Origin of the sequence: Halorussus salinus (assembly GCF_004765815.2) — an archaeon.
In the GTDB taxonomy this organism is placed as follows: Archaea; Halobacteriota; Halobacteria; order Halobacteriales; family Haladaptataceae; genus Halorussus; species Halorussus salinus.
The window spans coordinates 391,607-415,546 of record NZ_SBIS02000007.1; the positions used below are offsets into that span (position 1 = coordinate 391,607).

Genomic DNA, 23,940 nt, shown 5'->3' on the forward strand with positions numbered 1-23,940 from the left:
TCCATCCCGACCGGAATCGCGGAATCGCAGAATCGCGGAATCGCTGACACAGGGACGAAGACTTAAAACACCCGGAGCGAGTACGTATTCGCATGCAACACGTGAAGATTCCGCAGGACCGAATCGGTGTTCTCATCGGCGAAGGAGGTGAGACGATGCGCGAAATCGAGAGTCGCGCGGAGGTGCGACTCGACATCGACTCCGAGAACGGGAAGGTCGAAGTCGAGAAGACCGGCGACCCGATTCGCGGTCTCAAAGGCCCGGAAATCGTGAAGGCCATCGGTCGCGGCTTCGCGCCCGAGGAGGCGCTCACCCTGCTCGACGACGACATGATGATGTTCGACATCATCGACATCGACGCCGCCGCCCGGAACAAGAACGACCTCGAACGCCAGAAGGGTCGGCTCATCGGCGAGAACGGCCGGACTCGCGAACTCATGGAGGAGTTGACCGGCGCGAGCGTCGTCATCTACGGCACCACGATGGGCGTCATCGGCAGTCCCAAACAGGTCGACGTGGTTCGGAGCGCCGCCGAGATGATTCTCGACGGTGCGCCCCACGGGTCGGTTTACTCGTTCCTCGAACGCAAGCGCAACGAGATGAAGCGCGAGGGGATGGAGTTCCACCAGTTCCCCGGCTAATTAATCTCAACATCTTAAAAATCCGAATTCACGTTCGATGTTGGCTCTGGTGTCGGGCTAAAAACATAAAGGAAATCAAAAAGAAAATTATCGAAGTGTAGAATCCTATTTGGACTATCGATTTCAACGCTTTTGAAGTTGGATACCCTAAGAATGTGTGAGGGACTGAATCCCCCATCAAGACAGTAAACATTGCGGTAGTAAACATCCCGACCCCTAATTTCATCCAATTTCTCCAGTCTTTTATATAGTTAGATGTTAGGTCCATAGTAACAACTAAATGTATTCTTTATTAACACTTTCGATTCTAATTCTAATTAATTTTATATAAATAGAAAAATTTAATGCTTCTAAGAATATATCTATATGTGTAGATGACAGGAAATTCAGATAGCACCGAGAAACTCGCACAGTCATCACCAAAGCGTCGAAGTGTCCTACAAAGCGTAGGAGTTGGACTCAGCACTGCAGTTGGCTTCGGGGGCATAGCATCGGCAGAAGATGCTACAAAAAACGAACGGAGTACTACTACGGTCGAGACTATGGACGTTGACGTTGATGACGCTCTTCAAAAACTAGACGACGTAATTGGTTCCCCACTGTTTAAGAAGCTGGTTTCCAAAGGACATCTCAGTGAGCAATCAATCGATGAGTTTCCTGCTCAGCGGTTAGCGGACGATTCTAGTCGAGGTGGAGTCACCAAGCTACGAGTAAACGGAGAACTTGAACAGTTGAACTTTCACAAGGAAGTTAACGGCGATAGACTAGAAATCAACCTTCCCCTCTCCGATTACGAACCCAAAGCTACTCTTTACCAGCAGGATGGCAGTACTAAGACGTTCCATTACGGAAATCAATTCGAGGGCGAAGAGATCAAGAACGTCAGCACTAACAGTGCAGTAAATCCGACCGAAGAGTGTTCAGGATTCCGTTGGTGTACGACTTGCGTAGCCTGTTGTGGATACGACAATTGGTCCAGAGACGAAGAGAAAGTGGACTGTCCAAACTGTTGGGTGAGTGACTGTCAGTGGGTCAAACTCGGCTGTTGTTAATTTATTCTATTCTACGGTAGTTTATTATATTTTAGTAGTTTGCGAGCTAACGAATTATGGACCAATCCTAACGGGTTCTTCCTCAAGTGGTATAAAAATGCCCATGGCAAAGGCACACAATGTCATATCAAACGCCACAATACCCCCATCTCACACGCTTCAGGGAAAGCTTTATGTAGAATGGCAATCAATCATTGCAACGAACATGGCACAACGAATGGGTAACCAGCCGATGATCGTACTTTCCGAGGACAGCCAGCGCACCTCCGGAAAGGACGCGCAGTCGATGAACATCACCGCCGGGACCGCCGTCGCCGAGGCCGTACGTACGACACTCGGTCCCAAAGGGATGGACAAGATGCTCGTGGACTCCACGGGCGAGGTCGTCGTCACGAACGACGGCGTCACCATCCTCAAGGAGATGGACATCGAGCATCCCGCGGCCAACATGGTCGTGGAAGTCTCCGAGACTCAGGAGAACGAAGTCGGCGACGGGACGACGACCGCCGTCGTCGTCGCCGGTGAGCTTCTGGAGAAGGCCGAGGACCTCCTCGAACAGGACATCCACGCGACCACGCTCGCGCAGGGGTACCGACAGGCCGCCGAGAAAGCCAAGGACCTCCTCGAGGAGAAGGCCATCGACGTGGACGCCGACGACACCGAGTACCTCGAGAAGATCGCCTCGACGGCGATGACCGGCAAGGGCGCGGAGAACTCCAAGGAGTACCTCGCCGAACTCGTCGTCCGCGCGGTCCAGAACGTCGCCGACGACGAGGGTGTCGACACGGACAACGTCAAAGTCGAGACCGTCGTCGGCGGTTCCATCGACCAGTCCGAACTCGTCGAAGGCGTCATCGTGGACAAGGAGCGCGTCCACGAGAACATGCCCTACTTCGCAGAGGACGCCAACGTCGCCCTGCTCAACGACGCCCTCGAAATTCAGGAGACCGAAATCGACGCCGAAGTCAACGTCACCGACCCCGACCAGCTCCAGAACTTCCTCGACCAAGAGGAGGAACAACTGCGCGAGATGGTCGATACGCTCGAAGAAGTCGGCGCTGATGTCGTCTTCGTGGACGGCGGCATCGACGACATGGCCCAGCACTTCCTCGCGGAAGCGGGCATCATCGCGGTCCGCCGCGCCAAGTCCGACGACCTGAGCAAGCTCGCCCGCTCGACCGGCGCGAACATCGTCGGTAACGTCAAGGACATCGAGGAGGACGACCTCGGCTTCGCTGGCTCCGTTGCCCAGAAGGACGTTGGCGGCGACCAGCGCATCTTCGTCGAGGATGTCGAGGAGGCCAAGTCCGTCAGCCTCATCCTCCGCGGTGGCACCGAACACGTCGTGGACGAAGTCGAGCGCGCCATCGAGGACAGCCTCGGCGTCGTGCGCGTCACGCTGGAAGACGGCAAGGTCGTGCCCGGCGGCGGCGCGCCCGAGACGGAACTCGCGCTCGAACTGCGCGACTACGCCGACTCCGTGGGCGGCCGCGAACAGCTCGCGGTCGAGGCGTTCGCCGACACCCTCGAAGTCATCCCGCGAACCCTCGCAGAGAACGCCGGTCTCGACCCCATCGACTCGCTCGTGGACCTCCGCAGCAAGCACGACGGCGGCGCGTTCGAGTCGGGTCTCGACGCCTACACCGGTGAAGTCGTGAACATGGAGGAGGACGGCGTGGTCGAACCCCTCCGAGTCAAGACCCAAGCCATCGAGTCCGCCACCGAGGCGGCCGTCATGCTCCTGCGCATCGACGATGTCATCGCCGCGGGCGACCTGAAAGGCGGTCAGGTCGACGGCGACGACGGCGGCGACGGCGGCCCCGGCGGCCCCGGCGGCGCTGGCGGTATGGGCGGCGGCATGGGCGGCATGGGCGGCATGGGCGGTATGGGCGGCGCGATGTAAGACAACCTTTTGCCGCGCTCGGCTCGCGCGAACGCCGCTGGCGTTCGCACGGCCTCGCTGGCAAAAGGTTGATCAAAAACACGGCGTCACCCTCTCCGTCGGAGTCGAAGCGGCGGAACCGCTTCGTTCCTCCGTCGAGGGTTCCTTGGTCCGCTCGCTCACTCCGTTCGCTCGCGGTGAGCGTCCGAGTGGGCGACCGCACCGCCACCGCACCGGCCGACCGACCATCCGATTCGAGTTGCGCTGTCGTCTGACACCGCGTCTCGACTCCCGTTTTTTCTTTCGCGTCCGACCGCGTAGCCCGACGTTCGCGGCGGAGAGACATCTCTCCTGTGCGTAGACTATGCAGCGTGTTCGTTTCGAGGAGAATCCCTCTCAGAAGTCGCTGAGGAGCGTGTTCGAGACGAGTTTCGAGACGCCCCGGCGGATGCGCTCGGAGGCTGACTGGCCGCTGATTCCTAGCTCCTCGCCCAGTTCTTCGAGCGGGACCGCTCGCGGCACGTCGAAGTAGCCCACGCGCTCGGCGGTCGTCAGCGCGTCGCGCTGTTCGGCGCTCAGGCCGAACTCGTCTTCTAACTCCGAGTCGCCCGGCGTGTAGAGGCGTCGGAGTCGAAACGACACGTCCCGGTCGGCACAGCGCCGTCGCATCTCGACCACCGCGTCGCGGTCCGGGAAGCGGACGCGTCGTTCCCACCCGTCTGCCGAACCGGTGGCGGCCATCGGCGACGCGCCGAGTTGCTGGTAGAGCGGATAGATACCACAGACGTTCTCGGTCGCGAGACGCGTCCGGTAGAGTCTCCGCTCGCCCAGTTCCTCGATGACGGCGTGTTCGCGCACCGACTCGTCGGCGTCGAGTTCGGCTTCGAATCGGTCGAGGTCGCCGCCGAACGCCCAGAGGAGCATCACGGGTGCGCCGAACTCGGTGGCCATCTGTTGTTCGAGTTCGACTGTCACGTCGGGGACCTCGCGGAGGGCGGCCGAGAGCACGAGTTCCGACGAGCGAAGCGAGAACTCGGCGATAAGGCTCATTAGGGACCACTACTCTCGGTTGCTTGAAAGCCTGTCGGTACTAATTCAACTGCGAGGAGAACCGTGGCGAATCTACTCGTCGTCGATGTCGAGTTCGAACTGCTGGTGTTCGCTGGCCGCGTTCAGGACGACGCTGGTGTTGCTCTCCTTGATATCGGGGTCGTTGAGCAGCGTCTTGATGCCGCGGTTCATCCCGTCGGTGTCGGCGAACTTGCCGACAGCGATGATGTCGTAGTCGCCCGTGACCTCGTAGACGCTTATCATCTGGTCGTGGCTCCGGAGGTTGTCGGTCACGTCGGCCAAGGCGTTGCCCTCGACTTTGAGTTGGATGATGGCGGTCACGTCGTAGCCGAGCGCGTCGTAGTCCACCTTCGGCGTGTAGCCGTCGATGATACCCTGTTCCTCGAGGTCGTTGAGGTGGTTCGAGACGGTCGTGACCGACACGTCGAGGTCTTCGGCGAGGCTTCGGAGACTCGCTCGGCCGTCGCCCAATAGCGCATTCACCAACTTCGCGTCGAGGTTTTCGTACGTCATTACGTCCAACGACGGTAGCCACCCTTTAGAATTTTACGAATATCCAATTCTTCGGGGTGAAACTCAGACTTGCGCGGACCAATAACGTTTTAGTAATCCACGTAGTGGTAGATAACGACGACAAAGATGACGGATGGACAAATCGCCACCAGTAAGGAATCCGAGTTGACCGAGGCCGAGCAGGACGTACTCGACAAGATAGACGAGGAGAACGTCGATTTCGTTCGCCTCCAGTTTACCGACATCACCGGAACCGTCAAGAACGTCAGCGTGCCCGCCTCGCAGGTCGAGAAGGCCTTCGACGAGGGTATCTGGTTCGACGGTTCTTCTATCGAGGGCTTCGTACGCATCCAAGAGAGCGACATGCGTCTCGAACCCGACCCCGAGACGTTCGCCGTCCTCCCGTGGCGCTCGGACGGCGACACGGCGAGCGCGCGCCTCATCTGTGACGTGGTGAACACCGACGGCACGCCGTTCGAGGGCGGCCCCCGCCAAGTCCTCAAGAGTGTCCTCGCCGACGCCGAGGAGATGGGCTACACGGTCAGCATCGGACCCGAACCCGAGTTCTTCCTCTTCGAGAAAGACGAGAAGGGGAAGGCGACGACCATCCCCCACGACTCGGGCGGCTACTTCGACCTCGCGCCCAAGGACCTCGCCTCCGACGTGCGCCGTGAGATCATCTTCACGCTCGAACAGATGGGCTTCGAAATAGAGGCCAGCCACCACGAGGTCGCCGACGGCCAGCACGAGATCAACTTCAAGTACGACGACGCGCTCTCGGCCGCGGACAACATCTCCACCTTCCGCGCCGTGGTCCGGGCGGTCGCCGAGCAGAACGACATGCACGCGACGTTCATGCCCAAGCCCATCAGCGAAATCAACGGCTCGGGCATGCACAGCCACATCAGCCTCTTCGACGAGGACGGCAACGCCTTCGCCGACGAGGACGACGAGTTCAACCTGAGCGAGACCGCCTACAAGTTCATGGGCGGCGTTCTGAACCACGCACAGGCGTTCACCGCGGTCACGAACCCGACGGTCAACTCCTACAAGCGGCTGGTCCCCGGCTACGAGGCCCCCGTCTACGTCGCGTGGTCCGACGTGAACCGCTCGGCGCTCATCCGCGTGCCCGACGCCGCGGGCGCGAGTTCCCGGTTCGAGATTCGCAGTCCCGACCCGTCGTGTAACCCCTACCTCGCGCTCGCCTCCGTCATCGCGGCCGGTCTCGACGGCATCGAGAACGACGCCGACCCCGGCGACCCCGTCCGCGAGGACATCTACGAGTTCGACGACGAGAAGCGCGAGGAGTACGGCATCACCACGCTCCCGCCGAACCTCGGTGCGGCCGTCGATGCCCTCGAAGAGGACGAGGTGATTCAGGAGGCCCTCGGCGAACACGTCAGCGACAAGTTCGCCGAAGCCAAGCGCGCCGACTACGCCGACTACAAGACCCACGTCTCGTCGTGGGAAGAGGAGAAGTACCTCGAAAAGTTCTGAGGTCCGAGCGGGACACGCGGTTCGGGTCCGCGACGCGGCATTCCTTCTCAGGTCGGCGACGCCGACCGAGCTTCTTTCGCGCGCTCGACCGCCAGCGGGAGGAGCAAGATTCCCGCGGGGATTACCAGATTCAGCGCGAACACCATCGGGAGTGCCAGCGAGAGCCGGTGGCCCGCGTAGCCGACCGCGCCGAAGACCGCCAGTCCGACGAGGGCGGCGGGCAGGTGAACCGACCCGTTCGGCCGCGCGTCCAGCATCGACCACGTGACGCCAGCCCCGGTGACGCCCGCGACCGCGGCGACCGAATCGGGAGTGAGTCCGTTCGTGGCGACCGCCGCCAGCGCGAGTCCGGCGGCGGCGACGAACCCGCGGGTCGGACTCCACCGAGTCACGTACAACAGCACCGCGAGGTACGCCAGCCCAATACCGATACCGATTGCTACGTCGGCGACGTAGTGGACGCCGATGACGAGCCGTGAGGTCGCGACGACGGCGACGACTGCCCCGGCGCCGACGGCGCGCCAGCGGTGCGAGCCGCGTTCGAGGACGAGCGCCAGCAGTCCCCACAGGACCGTCGCGCCGATGGCGTGACCGCTCGGGAAGCCGTAGCCGCTGGCGTGGCCGACCTGTAACTCGACCGGCGGGCGCGGGAGCGCGAACAGTCCCTTGAGTGCGAGCGTCAGCGCCAGCGCGCCGAGAATCGCCGACAACGCGAACGCCCCGCGCCGCCGGTCGCCGAACCAGTAGACGAACGCGACGGCCGCGAAGAGGAACCACGCGTCTCCGAGTTGCGTAATCAGCGTGAACAGCTCGCGCATCCACGGCGTGAGCAGTCGTTCGAGTGCCTCCGTGACGCCGACTCCTCGTCCGGGCATGGCCCGGTGATAGACGCGGGAGAAAGATATACGCTACGCCCGATGAATCGGAACGACCGGACGACCGAGACGACCGAACGGCCGGGACGACCGGACCGCCGAGACGACCGAACCGACGACAGGGCGACCCCGCGCTACGACCGGAAGTTACCGATGCGGTCGCTGATGCGGCCGGGGAGACTCAGCACGCCGACGCCGAACCCGAGCATCACCATCAGGGCGTACAGGCCGAGCGTCGAGAGCCAGATGACGGTCATGGCGAAGATGGCCCATCCGCCGCGGAGCCAGAAGAACGCCGCGACGGTCATGGCGGTCCCGTACAGCAACACGAGGTACGGACCCCAACCGCGGGCGTGGCCGCGACGCATCCGCTTGCGGACGTACTGCTTGAGTTCCGACTCGACCTCGGGTTTCTCGACGGTCCGGGTCTCGATGTCCTCTTCGAACGATTCGACATCTGCTCGCAGCTCCCGCAACTCGTCGCGGAGTTCCACGATGTCGGGAGCGGATTCGTCGTCGGTCATGTATCGGGAGAGTAGTTGTCGTTTCCGTTCGATACGTTCGGTCTCGGACTCTTTTGTTCGTTCCGCATAACTTCCGCGATTGGCGAGGACGACGTTCACGACGCCGCCGAGCAGGACGAGGATGCTGGCGAAGTACAGCCACGTCACCAACAGAAGCGCAGTGCCGAGAAACTGCGTGGGACTGGTCGAGGAGACCCCCGCGTAGACGCGAAACAGCACTTGGAGGACCGTCCAGCCGACGGTCACGACCACGGCACCGGGAAGCGCCTCCCGGAGCGAGACGCCAGCGTCGGGGAAGACGACGTACAGCGGAAGGAAGACCGGGACGAGCGCGACCAACTGAACCAGCGTCGTGAGGAGGCCGACGAACGGGAACTGGGGGAAGAGCGCGGTCGCCGCACCGGTCAGCACGACGACGACGACGCCCGCGCCGATGGCGGCCAACACGAGCAGCGCGTCTTTCACTTGGTCGGCGAGTCCGGTCTTGGCGTCGGTCGCGTAGATGGCCGAGAAGGCCTCGTCGAACCCTCGGAACACCTTTATCGCGCTCCACGCCAACACGACCAGTCCGATGACCGTCGTTCCGCCGGTCCCCTGCGGGTTCGTGATGAACTCGAACAACTGCTCTTGGCCGGTCGCCGTCAACAGCCCCGAGGCCTGTTCGACCACGTCCCGCGCGAACTGTTCGCCAGCCACGAACGAGACGACGACGAAGGCCAGCAGGAGCAGCGGGATGAGCGAGACGAACGCGTAGTAGGCCGTACTCGCCGCGAGAAACGTAATCTCCTGTTCTCGGGCCTCGTCGGCGACCGAGCGGGCGACGTTCACGGCGGTTCCGAGACTGGGCACGCGACTTGTTTCGCCAACGAGATACAAATATTCACTGGCACGAGCCGGGGTATCCGGTTTTGAACGCCGGAGTTAGGAGTCTCGTGTCGCTTCGCGGATAGCTTCGACGGTCGCTCGCGTCTTGAAGGTCGTGCCGCCGTAGTGGGTACGAGACGCCTCGTAGCCAGCGTCTCGGAGGTTCTCGAGGAACTCGTCCATCCCCGAGGCCGCCCGGCCCCACTCCTTGCAGAGGCGGTGCTGGTCGTAGTGGGTCGGCAGGTGGAGTTCGCCTTCGAGGGTGTCGAGCAGTCGCTCGATTTTGCTCGCGGTGCCCATCTCGTCGTCTATCTCGTCGCGGACCGCCGCCACGAACTCGGCGTCGTGGGCCGGGCCGAGCCAGAGCGGTCCGGCGGTCAGCATCCGCTCGCTTTCGCACTCGGGGCAGGTGTCGAGAGGGTCGGCGATGAGGCCCTCGTCGTGTTCGCGATGGAGACAGTCCTCGCAGTGGTAGACGTGGCCCAACTGGTCGATGGCGGCGTTGGCGTCGCTCGCGCTATGGTCGAGTTCGAGGTAAGTCCGGACGTAGTGGTTCGTCGCGTGGGTCAGAATCGGCGTCACGCCAGCGTCGTAGCGCGCCGCCGTGCGGGCCATCGCCGACAGCAGGACGCGGACGCCCATCTCGGCGTGGTAGTCGGTGTTGCGCGGCACCGCGCCGTACTTCCGAACGCCGCTGTGGAAGTGCGCGCCACAGAGGGGTGCGGTGTCGGTCGCGGTGACACAGACCAAATCGCGGGTGTTGGCGAATGCGGCGTCCGCGAACGGAATCGGCGTCCCGAAGGGGTCGATGTCCACCACGTCGAAGACCTCCTCGTGCATGAGGGCGTTGGCGTCGCGCTGGACGACCTCGCCGTCGAGGTCGTTGTGAGCGAGGTTCTCCCGGCAGAGTTCGACGGCCTGCTCGTCGATGTCCGCGAGCGTCGCGTTCCAGCCCTCGGCCGCGGCGCGGACTCCTCGGACGCCGCTGGCGGCCATCGCGTCGAGGTAGTACTCCGCGCGCGGCTCTCGGTCCCGGTAGGCCCGGAGCGTCGCCACGGTCAGGTCGCGGTTCAACTCCTGTACCGGGTTGAAAAACACCTCGTCGCCGATGCCCTCCTCGGCCTGTTCGGGGACTTCGACCTCGACCCCGCCTTCGCTGACGCGCATACCCGTAGTCGTCGCTCACCGGCGAAAAGCGAACCGATGCGCGCCCGATTCGTAGCTCGGCCGTTTCCAGTTAGTGTGGTTCGACCGTTTCCGGTCGTGGGTGGCTCAGCCGTTTCCGGTTAGTCGGACTGGGAGTCACGAGGTGGGCAGTGCCACCGCGGCGGGGCGGCACCGCAGCGCGACAGTGCTGACCGACTCGCCAGCTATCTGCTCGCAACTCCGCGAAGCGTCCGGGCAGGACTGGTTCCGTCTTCCGATATAAACGTCAGGTCGGGGTTACAGGTCGTGCGAACGCCGGACACCGGAACCTGTTTAGGTCCACCGTCCGAACGCGTCTGTCGTGTTCCCGGCCGACGCTACAGTGCCCGACAGTCTCCAGCGCGCGCTCCGGAGGAGGTCCCCGTGAACGCTGTCGAGGAGTGGCAGGCCGACCTCGACGCGGCGGGCGAACTCACCCCGACGGTCACGAACGCCATCCTGTCGGTCCACGACGACCGCGGCGCGCAGGCAATCGAGGCCGTCTCGGAGGGGCGAGTCAAGGAGTATCGGGACTTCACGGTCGTCGTGGGCCACGACGACGAGTACGTCGTGGAGGGACGGGGCTGTGGCTGTCGGGACAGCGAGTACAACTTGGACCCCGAGGACCCGACCGACCTCTGTTGGCACGTCATCGCCGTCGCCATCGCGCGCCGGGTGGGCGCGGTGGACGACCACGACATGTGGTACTCGGACGTACGCGACTTTCTGTGAGAGGGATGCCATCGACCGAGCGGTCGTGCGTGAGAAGCGAGTCCGGAACGGGGCCGGACCTCGGATTTCGTTTCGAGAGTCGATTCAGGACCGAAGCGGAGTCCCTACCTCGCGTCGGCGCGGAGGTCGGACAGCCGGTTCAGCGACGGCTTGAACCGCCACTCACAGCAACAACAACCCGTAAACGCGGTCGTCTCCAGCGATTCGGTAGGCTTCGGTTCCGCGTCGGTTCGGAGACTCGACAGTCGGTCCAGCGACGGCTTGAACCGCCACTCACAACAGCAACATCCCGCGAGCGGGGCGGCTTCTAGCGAGTTCGTCGGCGTCGCGGTCGGTTCCGAGAGCGTGGTGGGGGCGTCGGTCGCCGAGACGGCGTCGCCGAGAACTGCGGTGTTCTGAGTCGAGTCCTGTGTAGCGGCCGCACCGCCAGTGAACGCGATTCCGAGTACGACGAGTCCGAGCAAGAGTCCAAGTGTGTTCGTGTTCATGATTGGTCTTGTGGAACGGTACCACATAACTCCCAACCGAATCCCCCTACTAAATATTTTTGATATTATATCTAAATTAGTTCTATAAATAATGAAATTTGTGTATGAGTCGGTAGACGCGAGCGTCGAGGCACGGTCGGTACTCGCAGTCCGAGCGGCGACTGGTCGCGCAACCTCTCGAAAAATCGACTTCGGCCGAAAGTTACCGCGTAATCGGGGCGCTCGCGGTGGTGGGCGACTCCGTAATCGGCCCGGTGATCGGCGACTGGGTTATCGGCTGAGTCGCCGTAATCGGGGCGTCGGCCGTGATGGGCGACTCTGTGATGGGACCCGTGATCGGCGACTGAGTTATCGGTACGTCCTGCGTAATCGGCGCGTCCGCTGTAATCGGCGATTGGGTAATCGGCGACTGAGTTATCGGCTGAGTCGCCGTAATCGGCCCATCGGCCGTAATCGGCGCGGCGGCCGCACTACCGGTGAGCGCGATTCCGAGCATGGTGAATCCGACGAGGATTCCGAGTGTGCGTGTATTCATAGTAATCTTGGCGCAGTGCCAACTTCTATTAAACTCTTCACGCCCTAAAACTTTTTCTCTATATTGCGTGGGGACATAAGAAATTCATTCTGTTCGGGCGATTTTACAAAATCTGGTAATTACTCTATATTGATACGGGGGAATACCGCTAGCAGGTGGTCGGCGAAATACCTCTCGTCGAATCGACGGAACAGTTCCGGAGAGTGGAAGTCCGACCGCTCGTCGGCGTCGAGTGAGCGAAGGCCGACGAAGACGAAACTCGAAAGACGGGACCCCGGTTTCCGAAATGCGGGTAGGGGTATCGAAAGCCAGAGTCGCGAACTCTCACGGGTATCTTCCGTGTATGCCAAGAGATACCACATCATAAAAGGGGCCCTTCTCGCTTAATATTTCCTTTTAAAGCTAGAAATCGCCGGGGTCGGTCACGCCGTGCAGATATCTACGAAGTTCCGGAGGAGTCGGAGGCCGGTCTCGCCGCTCTTCTCGGGGTGGAACTGCGTTCCGAAGACGGTTCCCTCGTCGTTGGCGACGACCGCCGGGAACGCCGTTCCGTAGTCGCTCGTGGCGACGACGGCCTCCGGGTCGTCGGGGACCGCGTAGTAGGAGTGGACGAAGTAGGCGTACTCGCCATCGACGCCGTCCACGAGAGGGTGGTCGCGCTTCACGTCGAGTTCGTTCCACCCCATGTGCGGGACTTTCTGGCCGTCCGCGAATCGGACGTTAGTTCCCGGAATCAGGTCGAGTCCGCGCACGTCGCCCGCGTGCCCACCGGCACGTTCGCCTGCGTGTCCGCCAGCACCGTCACTCGCGCTCTCGCTCGCGTCGGCGTCACTCGCGTGCCCGTCCGAGGAGTCCGCCGTGCGCTCGGCCTCCTCGCTGGTCGTCAGAAGCATCTGCATCCCGAGACAGATGCCGAAGACGGGCGTCCCACGGTCGGCGGCGTCGAGGAGCGCCGCCCGGTAGGGACCCGCGTTCTCGACGCCCTCGCGGAACGCGCCGACGCCCGGCAGGACGACCCCGTCGGCCGACGCGAACGTCTCGGGGTCGTCGCTGACCGTGACGGTCGCACCCGCCCGTTCCAACCCTCGCGTGACGCTCCGGAGGTTTCCCAGTCCGTAATCGACCACGACGACCGACGCTCCGGTCTCCTCGGGGTCGCGCGCTTCGGTGGCGTTCATGCCCGAGAGTACCTGTGGCACGGCAAAGTCCCTTTCCTTCCCGGCGTCGAGTCGCCGAAAGACCTGACTGATTTCGAAAGTATTCGTGGACGCATTTCGGGAAGAAGGGTCCAACGAGTAGTTCGTTTACACTCGCCGCGTCCGCCGGGGGAGGGCCGCAGTCGGAGGCACGGGCATCGAGTCTTCGACACCGCGCGTGTGGCAGTCGCGCCAGTGGGCGGAGTCCGTTCGGTCCGGCTTCAGTCAGTATTCTAATAATTTTTCTCCGGGGTCGCGCTCGACTGCGACCGGTGGTCGGCACCTTTTGCGTGTTAACTTTTCACGCGCTATTCGGCCGCGAAGACGAGTATTACGGTCTGAGTGCCGTGATATTATATAGGAAAAATAGGAAGACTTAACCGGCGCGTGTCTGACCGTTAAGATGATTCGGTCATGGCAAACCGGCGAAAATTCCTCAAAACGACTGGCGTAATCGGCACGGTCGGACTCGCAGGCTGCATGGGTGGCGGCAGTTCCGACGACGAGACGACCACGACCTCCTCGGACACCACGTCCGGGATGGACGACAGCGAAACGACTACCGAAGCGACGGAAGCGACCACGACGGAAGAGACGATGGACTTCCAGAACGGCGAGATCAACTTCAACGTCTCGCCGTCCGTCGCACAGGAGAAGCTTCAGGCGCAGTACCAGCCCATCAAGGAGTACTTGCAGAACGAATTCGACACGTCCGCCAGCCTCAAGCTGGCGAACAACTACAGCGCCGTCATTCAGGCGCTCGGCGCTGGTACGTCCGACATGGCGGAGACCGGTCCGTTCGCTGCTGCACTGGGTTCCGAAGCTGGGAAGTCCGAAATCGCCCTCCAGCGGAAGGGATACGGTAGCTGGGAGTACAAGAGCATCATCGTCGCGGCCGACGAGGTTGATGTCTCGAACTTCGACGAGATGAAGACGTACGTCCAGAACAACGACACCACCATCGCGTTCGCCGACCGACTCTCGGCGAGTGGATGTCTATTCCCACTGTACGACCTCAAGCAGGCCGGTATCGGGGTCGGCAGCCTTCCCGAGGGCGGCGGCGGCGACGCGTCGTTCACACCGAACTTCTCCAGTCACACGGGCGCGTACGAGACGCTCAAGAACGGACAGGCCGACTTCGCTGGCTTCGGCGGCTTCGTCCCCGGTCTACAGGACGACTTCGACAAGCACGCGACCATAATCAACGAACACACGGGCCTGCCCCGCGCACCAATCGTGGTCAGCCCGCAGCTCACGGAAGAGGAGAAAGAAGCACTCACGCAGGCGTTCATCGACGCCCCGAACAAGATCTACCTCGGCAAGAACGGCGAGGAGGGCGGCGGCGACGACCTCTGGTTCAACGACGTTCGCAAAGTCGATGTCGAGAAGTACCAGCCCGTCATCGACGCCGCAAAAGATCTTGGCGTCGGCACGGACTACTTCAAGTAACGCGGCAGAATAAGTAGATAAATAAACCGTTACAATTGTCTTTTTACCGATGCCAGCAGTCTCACTCGAAAACGTAACCAAGATCTACGGGGGAGACACGGTCGCCCTAGACGACGTGAGCTTCGAGATTCCCGAGGGCGAGTTCGTGGTTCTCCTCGGGCCGTCCGGCGCGGGAAAATCGACCATGCTCCGCGTCCTCAACGGGTTGACACAGCCCACCGAAGGCGAGGTTATCATCAACGAGAGGCCCGTGCGCGGCGAGCGCAGCGAGGTCGGGATGGTCTTCCAGATGCACTACCTCATCGAGAGCATGAGCGCGTTCAAGAACGCGCTCACCGGTGGCCTCTCTCGGTCGAACTTCGCCGAGAGCGCGCTCACCATGAACGACGAGGAGGACAAGCACGCGGCGCTGGACGCCCTCGATACGGTCGGTCTCTTGGACGAGGCGGGCCAGCGTGCCGGGTCGATGAGCGGCGGTCAGAAACAGCGCGTCGGCATCGCTCGCGCGCTCGTCCAGCAACCCGACCTGTTGCTGGCCGACGAACCGGTGTCGAGTCTCGACCCGAAGGCCGCCAAGGACGTGATGGGCTACATGAAGGACGCCGCAAAAGAGCGCAACCTAACGACGATTGCGAGCCTCCATCAGGTGAACATCGCCCGCGAGTTCGGCGACCGGTTCCTCGGTGTCAGGGACGGCGAACTCATCTTCGACGGCGACCGCGAGGACCTCACGATGGACGTAGTGGACCAAATATACTACGGCGAAGACGCGGAAGGCAGAGAACAGGCGGAGAATCTCGCGACCACGACGCCCGAGCGAGGTGACGACGATGAGTAACTCCCGAATCGACGAGACGCTGCGCGCGCTGGAGCGCCGTCGTCGGATTCGCCAACTGTTCGGCGTCGGACTCGTGGCGCTCGTCCTCGCGGCGACGTACTTCGGGCTGAACTTCATCGGCTTCGAGCCGAAGGAACTCTGGGCGCAGGTGCCCCAAGAGATAGAGTTCGTCAAGAGCTTCGTGCCGCCGAACTTCGTGGACTTCACCATCTACACCTCGCAAAACGAGATTACGGGTCTACAGGCGATTCCGGCGAGCTTCCGGAACTTCGGCCAGCCCATCATCGAGAGCCTGACCAGCGACAGCGCATCGCTGGTGCGACTCAGCATGGTGACCATCATCCTCGGGTTCACCGGCACAGTCCTCGGATTCCCGCTCGCGCTGTTCTTCGGCGTGATGGGCTCCGAGCAGGTCACGCCGTTCCCGTTCAACTTCATCTTCCGCGGCGCGATGAGCGCGATTCGGGCCATCCCGGCGCTGGTCTGGATTCTCATCTACGTGCCGCTGGCGGGCATCAACGAGGTCAGCGCGGTGCTGGCCATCGCCACCGACACCATCGGGAACCTCGGCCGCCTGTTCACCGACGAACTCGAGGAGATCGAAGACGGTCCCATCGAGGCCATCCGCTCGACCGGTGCCTCCCGGCCGCAGGTCATCGGCTTCGGGATGCTGAGTCAGGTCTCGACCTCCTACGTCGCGTGGACGCTCTACATCCTCGAAATCAACACCCGCATCGCTATCAGCCTCGGTGTCGTCGGCGCGGGCGGTATCGGTCGGTACATCCGCCTGCGACAGGACCTGTTCAAGTACCAGAAGGCCGCGGCGGGCATCATCATGGTGTTCGTCATCGTCATCTCGGTCGAACTGCTCTCGTCGCGCATCCGCGCGCGACTCCGCCCGGACGAACACGAGAGCAAGTCGCTCTTGGACGCCATCAAGGACCTCACCGACGGCAGTAAGTGGCTCGGTACCGGTAGCAACCGCTGACCGGTCCGACCGTTCCGGGGTTTCTCGTCGGTCGAATACGAGTCGGTCGCTCTTCAGACAAAGCTTTGGAATCTTTTGGTATATATCTGTGATTGTTAGAGACAACTATAGTCAGGTTACCGCCGCGAGTCGGCAAACACCGACTCGCGGCGGCATCGAGACCGCATCGAAGCGAACCCGAACGGGCCGTCTCGGCCTTCCGTCGCCGAACAGGTCAGCCCCCAAACCTTTACCCGAAAGCGTCGAAGCAGGGGTATGCGCCGCTCGATAGTCCTCGCGGTCGGTCTCCTTGTCCTCCTCTCGGGGTGTAACGCCGTCCCCGGCGGCGACGCGGGGCCGACGACGCAGGCCACGACGAACGACGGGACGACGGACGACCCGACGGAGGAAACCGCCGACGACCGGTCCGGTACCGGAACCGACACGACCGGAGACGATTCGACCGGGACCGGAGGGAACGCCGACGCCGCACTCCCGCCCGGCCTCTCGACTGACGGGGTGGCCGACGCCGCCGCGCTCGCGGCCGCCCACGAGCGACTGCTCGAAGGCCAGACCTACACCTACGACCGCGAGGTCAGCCTCGTCGCCGCGAACGGCACCGACCTCGGCCGCTGGAGCCAGCACACGCAGGTCGGGGCCGACCGACTGCGGTTCAACCACACCCAGACCGGCGAGGGCGTCAGCGTCGCGGGCATCACCATCGAGGACAGTCGCGTCTACACGAACGGGTCGGTCACGTACACGAACGCCAGCGCCTACCGCGACGGCTACAGCGTGGCGTCCGGTAGAGGGTTCGCCGCGACCACGTTCAGCAGCGAGCAGTTGCTCGCCGACGCGCTGAACGCCTCGAAAACGAGCGTCGCGGCGGTCGCTCCGCCCGACGACGCCGGGGGCGTCTCCGCCGACGGGCAGTGGTACCGCGTCCGGGCGGACGCCGAGAACCGGACGTTCACCTACCGGACGCTGAACGATACGAGCGTCGAGGTCCGCGCGAGCAACGTCACCGCCACCGCGCTTGTCGCACCCTCCGGGTTCGTCCGGAACCTGACCTACGAGTACGACTTCGAGCGCGGGACCGTCTCGGGTCGCCGGACGATGACGGTTGGGTACTCCGGGGTCGGCGAGACGACCGTCGAGGTCCCTGCGTGGGTCGCCGAGGCGAAGGCGGTCCACGCCAACCGGACGAGCGACACCACCGAGCAGGCGCTCGCGGACGAACTCGCGCCCGGTCTGAACGAGTCGGGCGTAACCGACGCGTGGACACTCGCCGAAGCCCACGCCGACGCGCTCCGGAACCGGTCGTACACCGTCGTCTCGAACTTGACCGCCAGCGGCCTCGGTGACGACCGCGAGGCGACCGCCGACGCGACGACGAAAGTCACTCGCGACCCCACGCGACTCGTCCGCCGGTCGAACGTCAGCGGCGACGCCCGGTCCATCGGGCTGTTCGGGCAAGACGTGGACATCTGGGCCACCGAGAACGGGACGTGGTACGCCGTCGAGCGCGCGAACGGGACCAACTACCGGAGGGTCGCCGAGGTGGTCCGGCCCGTCCACGGCTCGCGGACCGACCGCGACAGCCTGTTCGTCCTGTTCAGCGCACTGGACACCGAACTCGCTGGTACCGAGACGGCGAACGGCACGACGCTCTATCGCGTGAACGCGACGGGCGTTCGCAACTCCGAGACACTGGCGAGCCAACTCAACGCCGACTCGGTGCGGAACGTCTCGCTGACCGCGCTGGTGGACGAGCGCGGAGTGGTCCACGAGTACCGAGTCGCGTACACGGCCACGCACGGCAACCGGACGACGCGAATCGAACGGGCCGTCCGGTTCACCGCGCTCGGCGGGACCTCCGTCGAGCGCCCGGCGTGGGTCGCCGAGGAGACCAACGCGACGGCGGCGTAGGCTCATAGGGATTATCGTAGCAAGTCATAGATTCTCGTTACGGATTTCAGCGTAATCGAGAGACAACACCTGCATTCTGGCCGATAAACTCCGCAGTTCTACGATAATCCCTATCAGTTCGGCTCCTCGACGACGGTCGGCGCGGGCGCGACCCTCGCGCTCACCAGCGCGCGGTGGGTCGCCAACAGGACGCAGATGGCGACGCCGACGAGGAGGGCGTCGGCGAGCGACGACAGCAAGCCGAGCGAGACGATGAGCGTCGTCGCGCAGGCGGGGGCGTGGCGGAGGTCGGCCACGACCATCCCCGCGGTCGTCAGCACGACCGAGACGACGCCGCTGGCCGCGAGCGCGACGCTGGACGCGGTGAGCGCGGGCGGCGGCGCGACCAGCGTCGGTGCTGGCGCAGTGAGCGCCGGTGCTGACGCGGCGAGTAGCGGACCCGACGCGATACCGTGGTAGGCCGCCAACCCCGCCAGAATCCCGACCGCGTGGCCGCCAGCGACTCGTCGCGGACTGCTCGCGGGGGCTGCGGGCCGAGTCGCCAGCAGGAACGCCGAAGGCCCGAGGCTCGGAAACAGGAAACTCCGACCGGTCAGCACCGCGAGCGCCGCGACGACGACTAACAGCGCACCCGCCGTCGCGCTCTCGCGTATCGACTCGGCGACCTCCTCGCGCATATGCAGTTCGGTCGGTGAGCGAGTCGGAAAAGTCCTGCCGAACGGTCGCGTCGCGGGAGTCGGCAAATCAGTCGTCGGATGGAGAACCGAACCGGCGGCCCGGCGGCGCGAAGTCGCTGCTCTCGGTTGGTTTCCCTCCCCGAACCCTGATAAACACCATTACCTGTGAACCAGTAGAGCCACCCCGGTTCGGTGTCTATCATAGGAAAATGAGAGACGACCTAGCCGAGGGTAACGAAACTCCCGCGTCGCCGACACCCTCCCCGCGCGAGCCGAGCTTCGAGGCACCGCCGCTCTCGCAGGACAACATCTTCGACGCGTTGGCCTCCAAGCGGAGCCGGTACGTCCTCGTCGCGCTCCGGGAAGCCGACGACTCCCTCGACCTGCGCGAACTGGTCGATACGGTCGCCGCGTGGGAGACGAACAAGCCCATCGACCTCGTCTCCGAGGAGCACTGCAATCGGGTGTTCACCTCGCTTCGCCACTCCCAACTACCGAAGCTATCGATGATGGGACTGGTCGAGTACGACGAGGAGGACGGCGTGGTCGAGCGCGGCCCCTACGCCGAGCAGGCCGACGCCTACCTCGACATCGCGGCGAGTCGGGACGAGAACGTCGAACTCTGAGCCGAGAGTAGTCTGCGAGCCGACACGACTTCGCGGTCTCGGCCCCGCCTCGTTTTCGGCAACACTTGCGAGCGAGTAGGAGCGTTTTTCACGGTTCCCCACTCAGTAGTCGTCATGCTCGATTACGTCTCGCTAGAAGACGACCTCACCGAAGAAGAGCAGATGATTCGGGACACCGCCCGTCAGTTCGTCGAGGAGAACGTGAAACCCGACATCGGCGACCACTTCGAGGAGGGCACCTTCCCCACCGAACTCATCCCCGAGATGGGCGAACTCGGCTTCTACGCCCCGAACTTGGAGGGCTACGGCTCGCCGAACGTCAGCGAGACGGCCTACGGACTCCTCATGCAGGAACTGGAGGCCTGCGACTCGGGCCTGCGCTCGATGGCCAGCGTGCAGGGCGCGCTCGTGATGTACCCCATCCACGCCTTCGGGTCCGACGAGCAGAAAGACGAGTGGCTCCCCGACCTCGGCATGGGCGAGGCGGTCGGCTGTTTCGGCCTGACCGAACCCCAGCACGGCTCGAACCCCTCCGGAATGGAGACCCGCGCGGAAGCCGCCGACGGCGGCTACGTCCTCAACGGCTCGAAGACGTGGATTACGAACTCGCCCATCGCCGACGTGGCGGTCGTCTGGGCGCGGGACAAGACCAGCGACGGCAACCCCGTCCGCGGATTCCTCGTGGAGACCGAGCGCGACGGCGTGACGACCAACAAGATTACCGAGAAGCTCTCGCTGCGCGCGTCCATCACGGGCGAAATCGGGCTGAACGACGCGTTCGTCCCCGAGGAGAACGTCCTGCCCGGCGTCTCGGGCATGAAGGGACCGCTGTCGTGTCTCACGCAGGCGCGGTTCGGCATCGCGTGGGGCGCGGTCGGCGCGGCCCGCGACTGCTTCGAGACGGCCCGCGACTACGCCACCGAGCGCGACCAGTTCGGCGGCCCCATCGCGCGCTTCCAGATGCAACAGCAGAAGCTCGCGGAGATGGCGACCCAGATTACGACGAGTCAACTCCTCGCGCACCGCCTCGCGGAGTTGAAGGAGCGCGGCGACCTTCGCCCCCAGCACGTCTCGATGGCCAAGCGCAACAACGTCCGGATGGCCCGCGACCAGTCGCGGGTGGCTCGGGAGATACTGGGCGGCAACGGTATCACGACCGACTACTCGCCGATGCGCCACATGGCGAACATGGAGACGGTCTACACCTACGAGGGCACCCACGACATCCACACCCTGATTCTGGGAGAGGATTTGACGGGGATTGCCGCCTACGAGTGACTTGACGAAGCTGTCGGTTCGGCGTTTTCAGGTCTGTCACTGAAGGTACCGAAGTGAACGGTGTCGAGGAGCGGACTACTGCCGACGAAAAGGAGTCTTCCGCACAGCACCGCGACAGGACAGCATCTCGACCGCACAGCACCGCAACCGCACAGCAATCTATCGCCGATACAAAGGAGTCTCCCGCACAGCACCGCGACAGCGACCGCGGACCTCATACCTCCCCAACCGACTGCGGTCCTCGGCTTCGCCTGCGGTCCTCATCCGTCGCGCGGAGATGGCGCGGCGCACCTGCGCCGCGCCAGCGCGCGCCGGGTAGAACAGTCAACCGAGCGATGGCGGACTGACCGAACCACCGAGCGAACGCTGACCGACCAGACCACCGTCGGGTGGGGTAAAGGGGCCGGTCGCTCGCGTTTACGTGGTCGTCTCCGCGGGCAACTATTCGGCGCGCGGTTTGCGCCGAATATCCCGTGGAGCGACCGCGAGCGACCGGGGGCTTTCTGAGACATTTCGTCGATTGTCGCTGTTCCCTCTCGCCGCAGTCTCGACTCTCCGAGTGACTTTTCACTACCTCTTTCCTACCTCTATTCGGTGAACCTTCACGTCCGCTACGAGGGCGACGACGACCCGAAGAAGTGTACAGCGCGGAAGCTCGCGCGCTTCGACCTCGCCGAGCTTCACCGGAGCGCGTCGGCGACGCCCTACGGCATCGTGCTGAATCCCCACGCCGAGCAGGCACTGTCCCCGGCCGACCGCGCCGAGACCGACCGACTTGTCGCGCTCGACTGCTCGTGGGAGACCGCCGAGCAGGCGCTGTTCGAGATGCCCGGCGTCCACCGCGCGCTCCCGTTCCTCGTGGCGGCCAACCCCGTCAGTTACGGCAAGCCCTTCCGACTGAACACCGTCGAGGCGTTCGCCGCCGCGCTCACGATTCTGGGCGAGCGCGAGGAGGCCGAACGAATCCTGAGCAAGTTCACGTGGGGCGAGACGTTCCTCGAACTCAACGCCGAACCCCTCCGCCGGTACGCCGACTGCGAGGACTCGACCGAAGTGGTCGCGGTCCAACAGGAGTACCTCGACGCCGGAGAGGCGCGAGCGGACGCCGAATCGAACTGATTACCTCGCGACCCTCTACTTTTGACTACCCCGCGAGCGTCCGATTTCGGGCTTCTGCGGTCCGTTCTCCCCGTTCTGCCAGTCCCTCGCCGACGAGCGCGACGACCGTCCCGTTCCGGCTCGGGTTGCGGAACTCCGCCGACGCGACGTTTCGCGCTGGCGCGAGCGTCGTCTCGACCCTGCTCCACCCCTCGCCAGCGTCGAAGCGCCACAGCGACAGGAACTCCTCTGTGGTCCGGGCGCGCTCGACCGCGGCGTCGTCGTAGCCGACCGACAGCGAGAGCCGCGAGTCGGTGGCCTCCGCTCCGGTCGGGAGCGCGAACAGCGCCTCCCCGACGACCTGTCGGTCCGTTATCGGCAGGGGCGGCACGTCGGCGCTCGCGTCGAGCGCCACATCGCTGGCCGTCAAGGAGTCGAGGAGGGTCACCCCGAGGCGGACCTCCTCGCCGACCGCGGTCGAGTTCCGGGCGGCGTAGACCTCCCACCCGGACGAGTTCGCTACCGAGACCGAGACGAGTCGGGCGGCCGACGAGCGCGCGAGCGCGATTTCGGCGAAGCCGTCGTCCCGGAACGTCGAGTTCGCCACGATTGCGCCCGTCGACCGGACGAGCGCGACGCCGAACTGCGAGTGGTCCGCGACCGAGAGGTTCCGGAGCGTCGCCTCGTCCGAGCGCCGGACCGAGACGCCAGCGAGGTTGTTCGCGACGGCGAGGCCCGCGAGCGTGGCGTTTGGCGAGCGCCGGAGGAAGACACCCGTGTTGCTCCCGCGGATTTCCCCGCCGCGGACGCGCAGGTCGGGCGCGTTCTCCACGAAGAAGCCGTCGCCGAGGTTGTTCACCGCCGAGACGTTCCGTAGCGCCACCCCGGTCGCGCCCCGGACCGCCACGCCAGCGCCCCACCGCGTCGTCGTGAGGTCGCGGACCGTGACGTTCGAGCGCGGGTCGGCCCCGCCGACGAGTACGCCGGGGAACGAAGCTCCCCGAGCCCTCGTTCGGGGGCTCACGAGGACGCCGACGACGCCGGGACTTCCGCCGGGTCCGGCCGCGACGGTGTGGTTCCCACCCCTCAATGTCACGTCGTCGGTCCGAATCTCGATACAGGCTCCGAGCCCGGTCCGCGGCCGGGTCGGGGACGCGTTCTCCACGTCGGCGGCGAGGACGTACTCGCCGGGTTGGGTGATGGTAGTGCAACTCGAAATTCGGGTCGGGGCGGTCGCGCTTGGGGTGGTCTCGGCTCCGGTGGTCTCGACGGCCGAGGAGGTCGCCACCGCACCGGCTGGCGCGACCGCGAGGAGACCCGCCAGCGCGACGAGCGCCATCGTGCGTCGGTTTAGCACGACGAAGGAATCGGTGGACGGACAGTTAGTCGTTGTCGCCGTCCGCGAGGAGGGACCGGCGCGCTCGACTCTGTAACCTTTAAATGCCGTGACGGCCAACCGGTCGGTATGGCCAGCTTCGACAAAGCGGAAGCGCGAATCCTCGACAAGATGATTTGCATGCGGTGCAACGCTCGCAACCCCCACGAGGCCGACAACTGCCGCAAGTGCGGCTACGGCAAGCTCCGACCCAAGAGCAAGGAACCGCGCAACGCCTGACGCGGCCTCGCGGCTCCAATTCTGCTTCGGTCCTCGCCGCCGGACAGCGACTGCTCTCTCGTTCTCTTACTTTCTTCTCTCGTTCTCTCTGACGTGCTACTCGCCCGAGCCGGGATCGCCGGTCTCCTCGATTCGTGCTTCGTACTTGACCAGCGCCTCGTTCAGGGCCTCCTCGGCGTCCACGTCCAGCGACTCGGCGACCGAGAGGAGGGCGAACAGCGCGTCGCCGAGTTCGTCCGGGTTCACGTCCAGTCGCTCGGGATTGGCTCCGTAGTCGGTCGAGTCGTTGGCGTCCTTGGCCAGTTCGCCGACTTCCGAGGCGAGGTCTAAGATTCGGTAGGCCGGGTCGGCGTCCATGTCGTGTTCCGCGAGGAACTCCGCGACGTTCTGTTGGGCCTTCATGTTCGG

The 23,940-nt window shown here is 63.8% G+C and carries 24 protein-coding genes; 13 read left to right on the forward strand and 11 right to left on the reverse strand.

Going from position 1 to position 23,940, the window contains the following annotated elements; all coding sequences use genetic code 11:
• Positions 1-92: 92 nt before the first annotated feature.
• The 3 genes from EPL00_RS15515 to thsA all read left to right on the forward strand — a co-directional run bounded on the left by EPL00_RS15515 (position 93) and on the right by thsA (position 3,596).
• Positions 93-641 carry a KH domain-containing protein gene (locus EPL00_RS15515; RefSeq protein ID WP_135853521.1) on the forward strand — a complete coding sequence of 183 codons (549 nt, stop codon included), beginning with the start codon at positions 93-95 and terminating at the stop codon, positions 639-641.
• A 374-nt stretch (positions 642-1,015) separates the two neighbouring features.
• The gene (locus EPL00_RS15520) at positions 1,016-1,693 is read left to right on the forward strand and encodes a hypothetical protein (RefSeq protein WP_135853520.1); all 678 of its coding nucleotides are present in this window, start codon (positions 1,016-1,018) and stop codon (positions 1,691-1,693) included.
• A gap of 217 nt (positions 1,694-1,910) precedes the next feature.
• Positions 1,911-3,596, forward strand: a complete 1,686-nt coding sequence (gene thsA, locus EPL00_RS15525; protein WP_135853851.1) for a thermosome subunit alpha — start codon at positions 1,911-1,913, stop codon at positions 3,594-3,596.
• A 375-nt stretch (positions 3,597-3,971) separates the two neighbouring features.
• Here thsA and EPL00_RS15530 read toward each other — a convergent pair whose 3' ends face one another.
• Both EPL00_RS15530 and lrp read right to left on the reverse strand, forming a co-directional pair.
• Positions 3,972-4,625 carry a helix-turn-helix domain-containing protein gene (locus EPL00_RS15530; protein WP_135853519.1) on the reverse strand — a complete coding sequence of 218 codons (654 nt, stop codon included), beginning with the start codon at positions 4,623-4,625 and terminating at the stop codon, positions 3,972-3,974.
• Positions 4,626-4,697: 72 nt separating this feature from the next.
• A complete protein-coding gene (gene lrp, locus EPL00_RS15535; RefSeq protein WP_135853518.1) occupies positions 4,698-5,159 on the reverse strand; it encodes an HTH-type transcriptional regulator Lrp in 462 nt (153 codons plus the stop codon).
• 126 nt (positions 5,160-5,285) lie between these two features.
• Here lrp and glnA point away from each other — a divergent pair, with 126 nt between their 5' ends.
• Positions 5,286-6,656 carry a type I glutamate--ammonia ligase gene (gene glnA, locus EPL00_RS15540; protein WP_135853517.1) on the forward strand — a complete coding sequence of 457 codons (1,371 nt, stop codon included), beginning with the start codon at positions 5,286-5,288 and terminating at the stop codon, positions 6,654-6,656.
• A gap of 47 nt (positions 6,657-6,703) precedes the next feature.
• Here the strand turns inward: glnA and EPL00_RS15545 are convergent, their stop codons facing one another.
• The 3 genes from EPL00_RS15545 to EPL00_RS15555 form a co-directional block, all read right to left on the reverse strand.
• Entirely contained in the window at positions 6,704-7,531 is an 828-nt protein-coding gene (locus tag EPL00_RS15545; protein ID WP_135853516.1) for a phosphatase PAP2 family protein, read from the reverse strand.
• Between the two features lie 134 nt (positions 7,532-7,665).
• Positions 7,666-8,904, reverse strand: coding sequence for a YihY/virulence factor BrkB family protein (locus EPL00_RS15550; RefSeq protein WP_135853515.1), 1,239 nt, complete (start codon positions 8,902-8,904; stop codon positions 7,666-7,668).
• A 72-nt stretch (positions 8,905-8,976) separates the two neighbouring features.
• Positions 8,977-10,086 carry a tRNA (guanine(26)-N(2))-dimethyltransferase gene (locus EPL00_RS15555; RefSeq protein WP_135853514.1) on the reverse strand — a complete coding sequence of 370 codons (1,110 nt, stop codon included), beginning with the start codon at positions 10,084-10,086 and terminating at the stop codon, positions 8,977-8,979.
• A 402-nt stretch (positions 10,087-10,488) separates the two neighbouring features.
• On the opposite strand from EPL00_RS15555, the gene EPL00_RS15560 reads away from it, so the two are divergent.
• Positions 10,489-10,836, forward strand: coding sequence for a hypothetical protein (locus tag EPL00_RS15560; RefSeq protein WP_135853513.1), 348 nt, complete (start codon positions 10,489-10,491; stop codon positions 10,834-10,836).
• Positions 10,837-10,940: 104 nt separating this feature from the next.
• Here EPL00_RS15560 and EPL00_RS15565 read toward each other — a convergent pair whose 3' ends face one another.
• The 3 genes from EPL00_RS15565 to hisH form a co-directional block, all read right to left on the reverse strand.
• Positions 10,941-11,324: a hypothetical protein gene (locus EPL00_RS15565; protein ID WP_135853512.1), complete on the reverse strand. Its 384-nt coding sequence runs from the start codon at positions 11,322-11,324 to the stop codon at positions 10,941-10,943.
• 202 nt (positions 11,325-11,526) lie between these two features.
• A complete protein-coding gene (locus tag EPL00_RS15570) occupies positions 11,527-11,859 on the reverse strand; it encodes a hypothetical protein (RefSeq protein WP_135853511.1) in 333 nt (110 codons plus the stop codon).
• A 422-nt stretch (positions 11,860-12,281) separates the two neighbouring features.
• Entirely contained in the window at positions 12,282-13,037 is a 756-nt protein-coding gene (hisH, locus tag EPL00_RS15575; RefSeq protein WP_135853850.1) for an imidazole glycerol phosphate synthase subunit HisH, read from the reverse strand.
• A gap of 498 nt (positions 13,038-13,535) precedes the next feature.
• Here hisH and EPL00_RS15580 point away from each other — a divergent pair, with 498 nt between their 5' ends.
• The 4 genes from EPL00_RS15580 to EPL00_RS15595 all read left to right on the forward strand — a co-directional run bounded on the left by EPL00_RS15580 (position 13,536) and on the right by EPL00_RS15595 (position 18,238).
• Positions 13,536-14,504, forward strand: a complete 969-nt coding sequence (locus EPL00_RS15580; protein ID WP_202932660.1) for a PhnD/SsuA/transferrin family substrate-binding protein — start codon at positions 13,536-13,538, stop codon at positions 14,502-14,504.
• 49 nt (positions 14,505-14,553) lie between these two features.
• Positions 14,554-15,342, forward strand: coding sequence for a phosphonate ABC transporter ATP-binding protein (locus tag EPL00_RS15585; RefSeq protein ID WP_135853509.1), 789 nt, complete (start codon positions 14,554-14,556; stop codon positions 15,340-15,342).
• On the forward strand, positions 15,335-16,330 hold the full coding sequence (gene phnE / locus EPL00_RS15590) for a phosphonate ABC transporter, permease protein PhnE (RefSeq protein ID WP_135853508.1): 996 nt from the start codon (positions 15,335-15,337) through the stop codon (positions 16,328-16,330). The genes EPL00_RS15585 and phnE overlap by 8 nt, the downstream gene beginning before the upstream one ends.
• 255 nt (positions 16,331-16,585) lie before the next feature.
• Entirely contained in the window at positions 16,586-18,238 is a 1,653-nt protein-coding gene (locus tag EPL00_RS15595; RefSeq protein ID WP_135853507.1) for a DUF7537 family lipoprotein, read from the forward strand.
• Between the two features lie 113 nt (positions 18,239-18,351).
• Here the strand turns inward: EPL00_RS15595 and EPL00_RS15600 are convergent, their stop codons facing one another.
• On the reverse strand, positions 18,352-18,915 hold the full coding sequence (locus EPL00_RS15600; protein WP_135853506.1) for an HPP family protein: 564 nt from the start codon (positions 18,913-18,915) through the stop codon (positions 18,352-18,354).
• A 209-nt stretch (positions 18,916-19,124) separates the two neighbouring features.
• On the opposite strand from EPL00_RS15600, the gene EPL00_RS15605 reads away from it, so the two are divergent.
• The 3 genes from EPL00_RS15605 (at position 19,125) to EPL00_RS15615 (ending at position 21,938) form a co-directional block, all read left to right on the forward strand.
• The gene (locus EPL00_RS15605) at positions 19,125-19,541 is read left to right on the forward strand and encodes a DUF7344 domain-containing protein (RefSeq protein WP_135853505.1); all 417 of its coding nucleotides are present in this window, start codon (positions 19,125-19,127) and stop codon (positions 19,539-19,541) included.
• Between the two features lie 114 nt (positions 19,542-19,655).
• The gene (locus EPL00_RS15610; protein ID WP_135853504.1) at positions 19,656-20,819 is read left to right on the forward strand and encodes an acyl-CoA dehydrogenase family protein; all 1,164 of its coding nucleotides are present in this window, start codon (positions 19,656-19,658) and stop codon (positions 20,817-20,819) included.
• 594 nt (positions 20,820-21,413) lie between these two features.
• Positions 21,414-21,938 carry a DUF367 family protein gene (locus EPL00_RS15615; protein WP_135853503.1) on the forward strand — a complete coding sequence of 175 codons (525 nt, stop codon included), beginning with the start codon at positions 21,414-21,416 and terminating at the stop codon, positions 21,936-21,938.
• Positions 21,939-21,963: 25 nt separating this feature from the next.
• Here the strand turns inward: EPL00_RS15615 and EPL00_RS15620 are convergent, their stop codons facing one another.
• Entirely contained in the window at positions 21,964-23,274 is a 1,311-nt protein-coding gene (locus tag EPL00_RS15620) for a right-handed parallel beta-helix repeat-containing protein (RefSeq protein ID WP_135853502.1), read from the reverse strand.
• Between the two features lie 108 nt (positions 23,275-23,382).
• Here EPL00_RS15620 and EPL00_RS15625 point away from each other — a divergent pair, with 108 nt between their 5' ends.
• Positions 23,383-23,532, forward strand: a complete 150-nt coding sequence (locus tag EPL00_RS15625) for a 50S ribosomal protein L40e (RefSeq protein ID WP_135853501.1) — start codon at positions 23,383-23,385, stop codon at positions 23,530-23,532.
• 96 nt (positions 23,533-23,628) lie between these two features.
• Here EPL00_RS15625 and EPL00_RS15630 read toward each other — a convergent pair whose 3' ends face one another.
• Positions 23,629-23,934, reverse strand: a complete 306-nt coding sequence (locus tag EPL00_RS15630; RefSeq protein ID WP_135853500.1) for a MazG nucleotide pyrophosphohydrolase domain-containing protein — start codon at positions 23,932-23,934, stop codon at positions 23,629-23,631.
• Positions 23,935-23,940 lie beyond the last annotated feature (6 nt).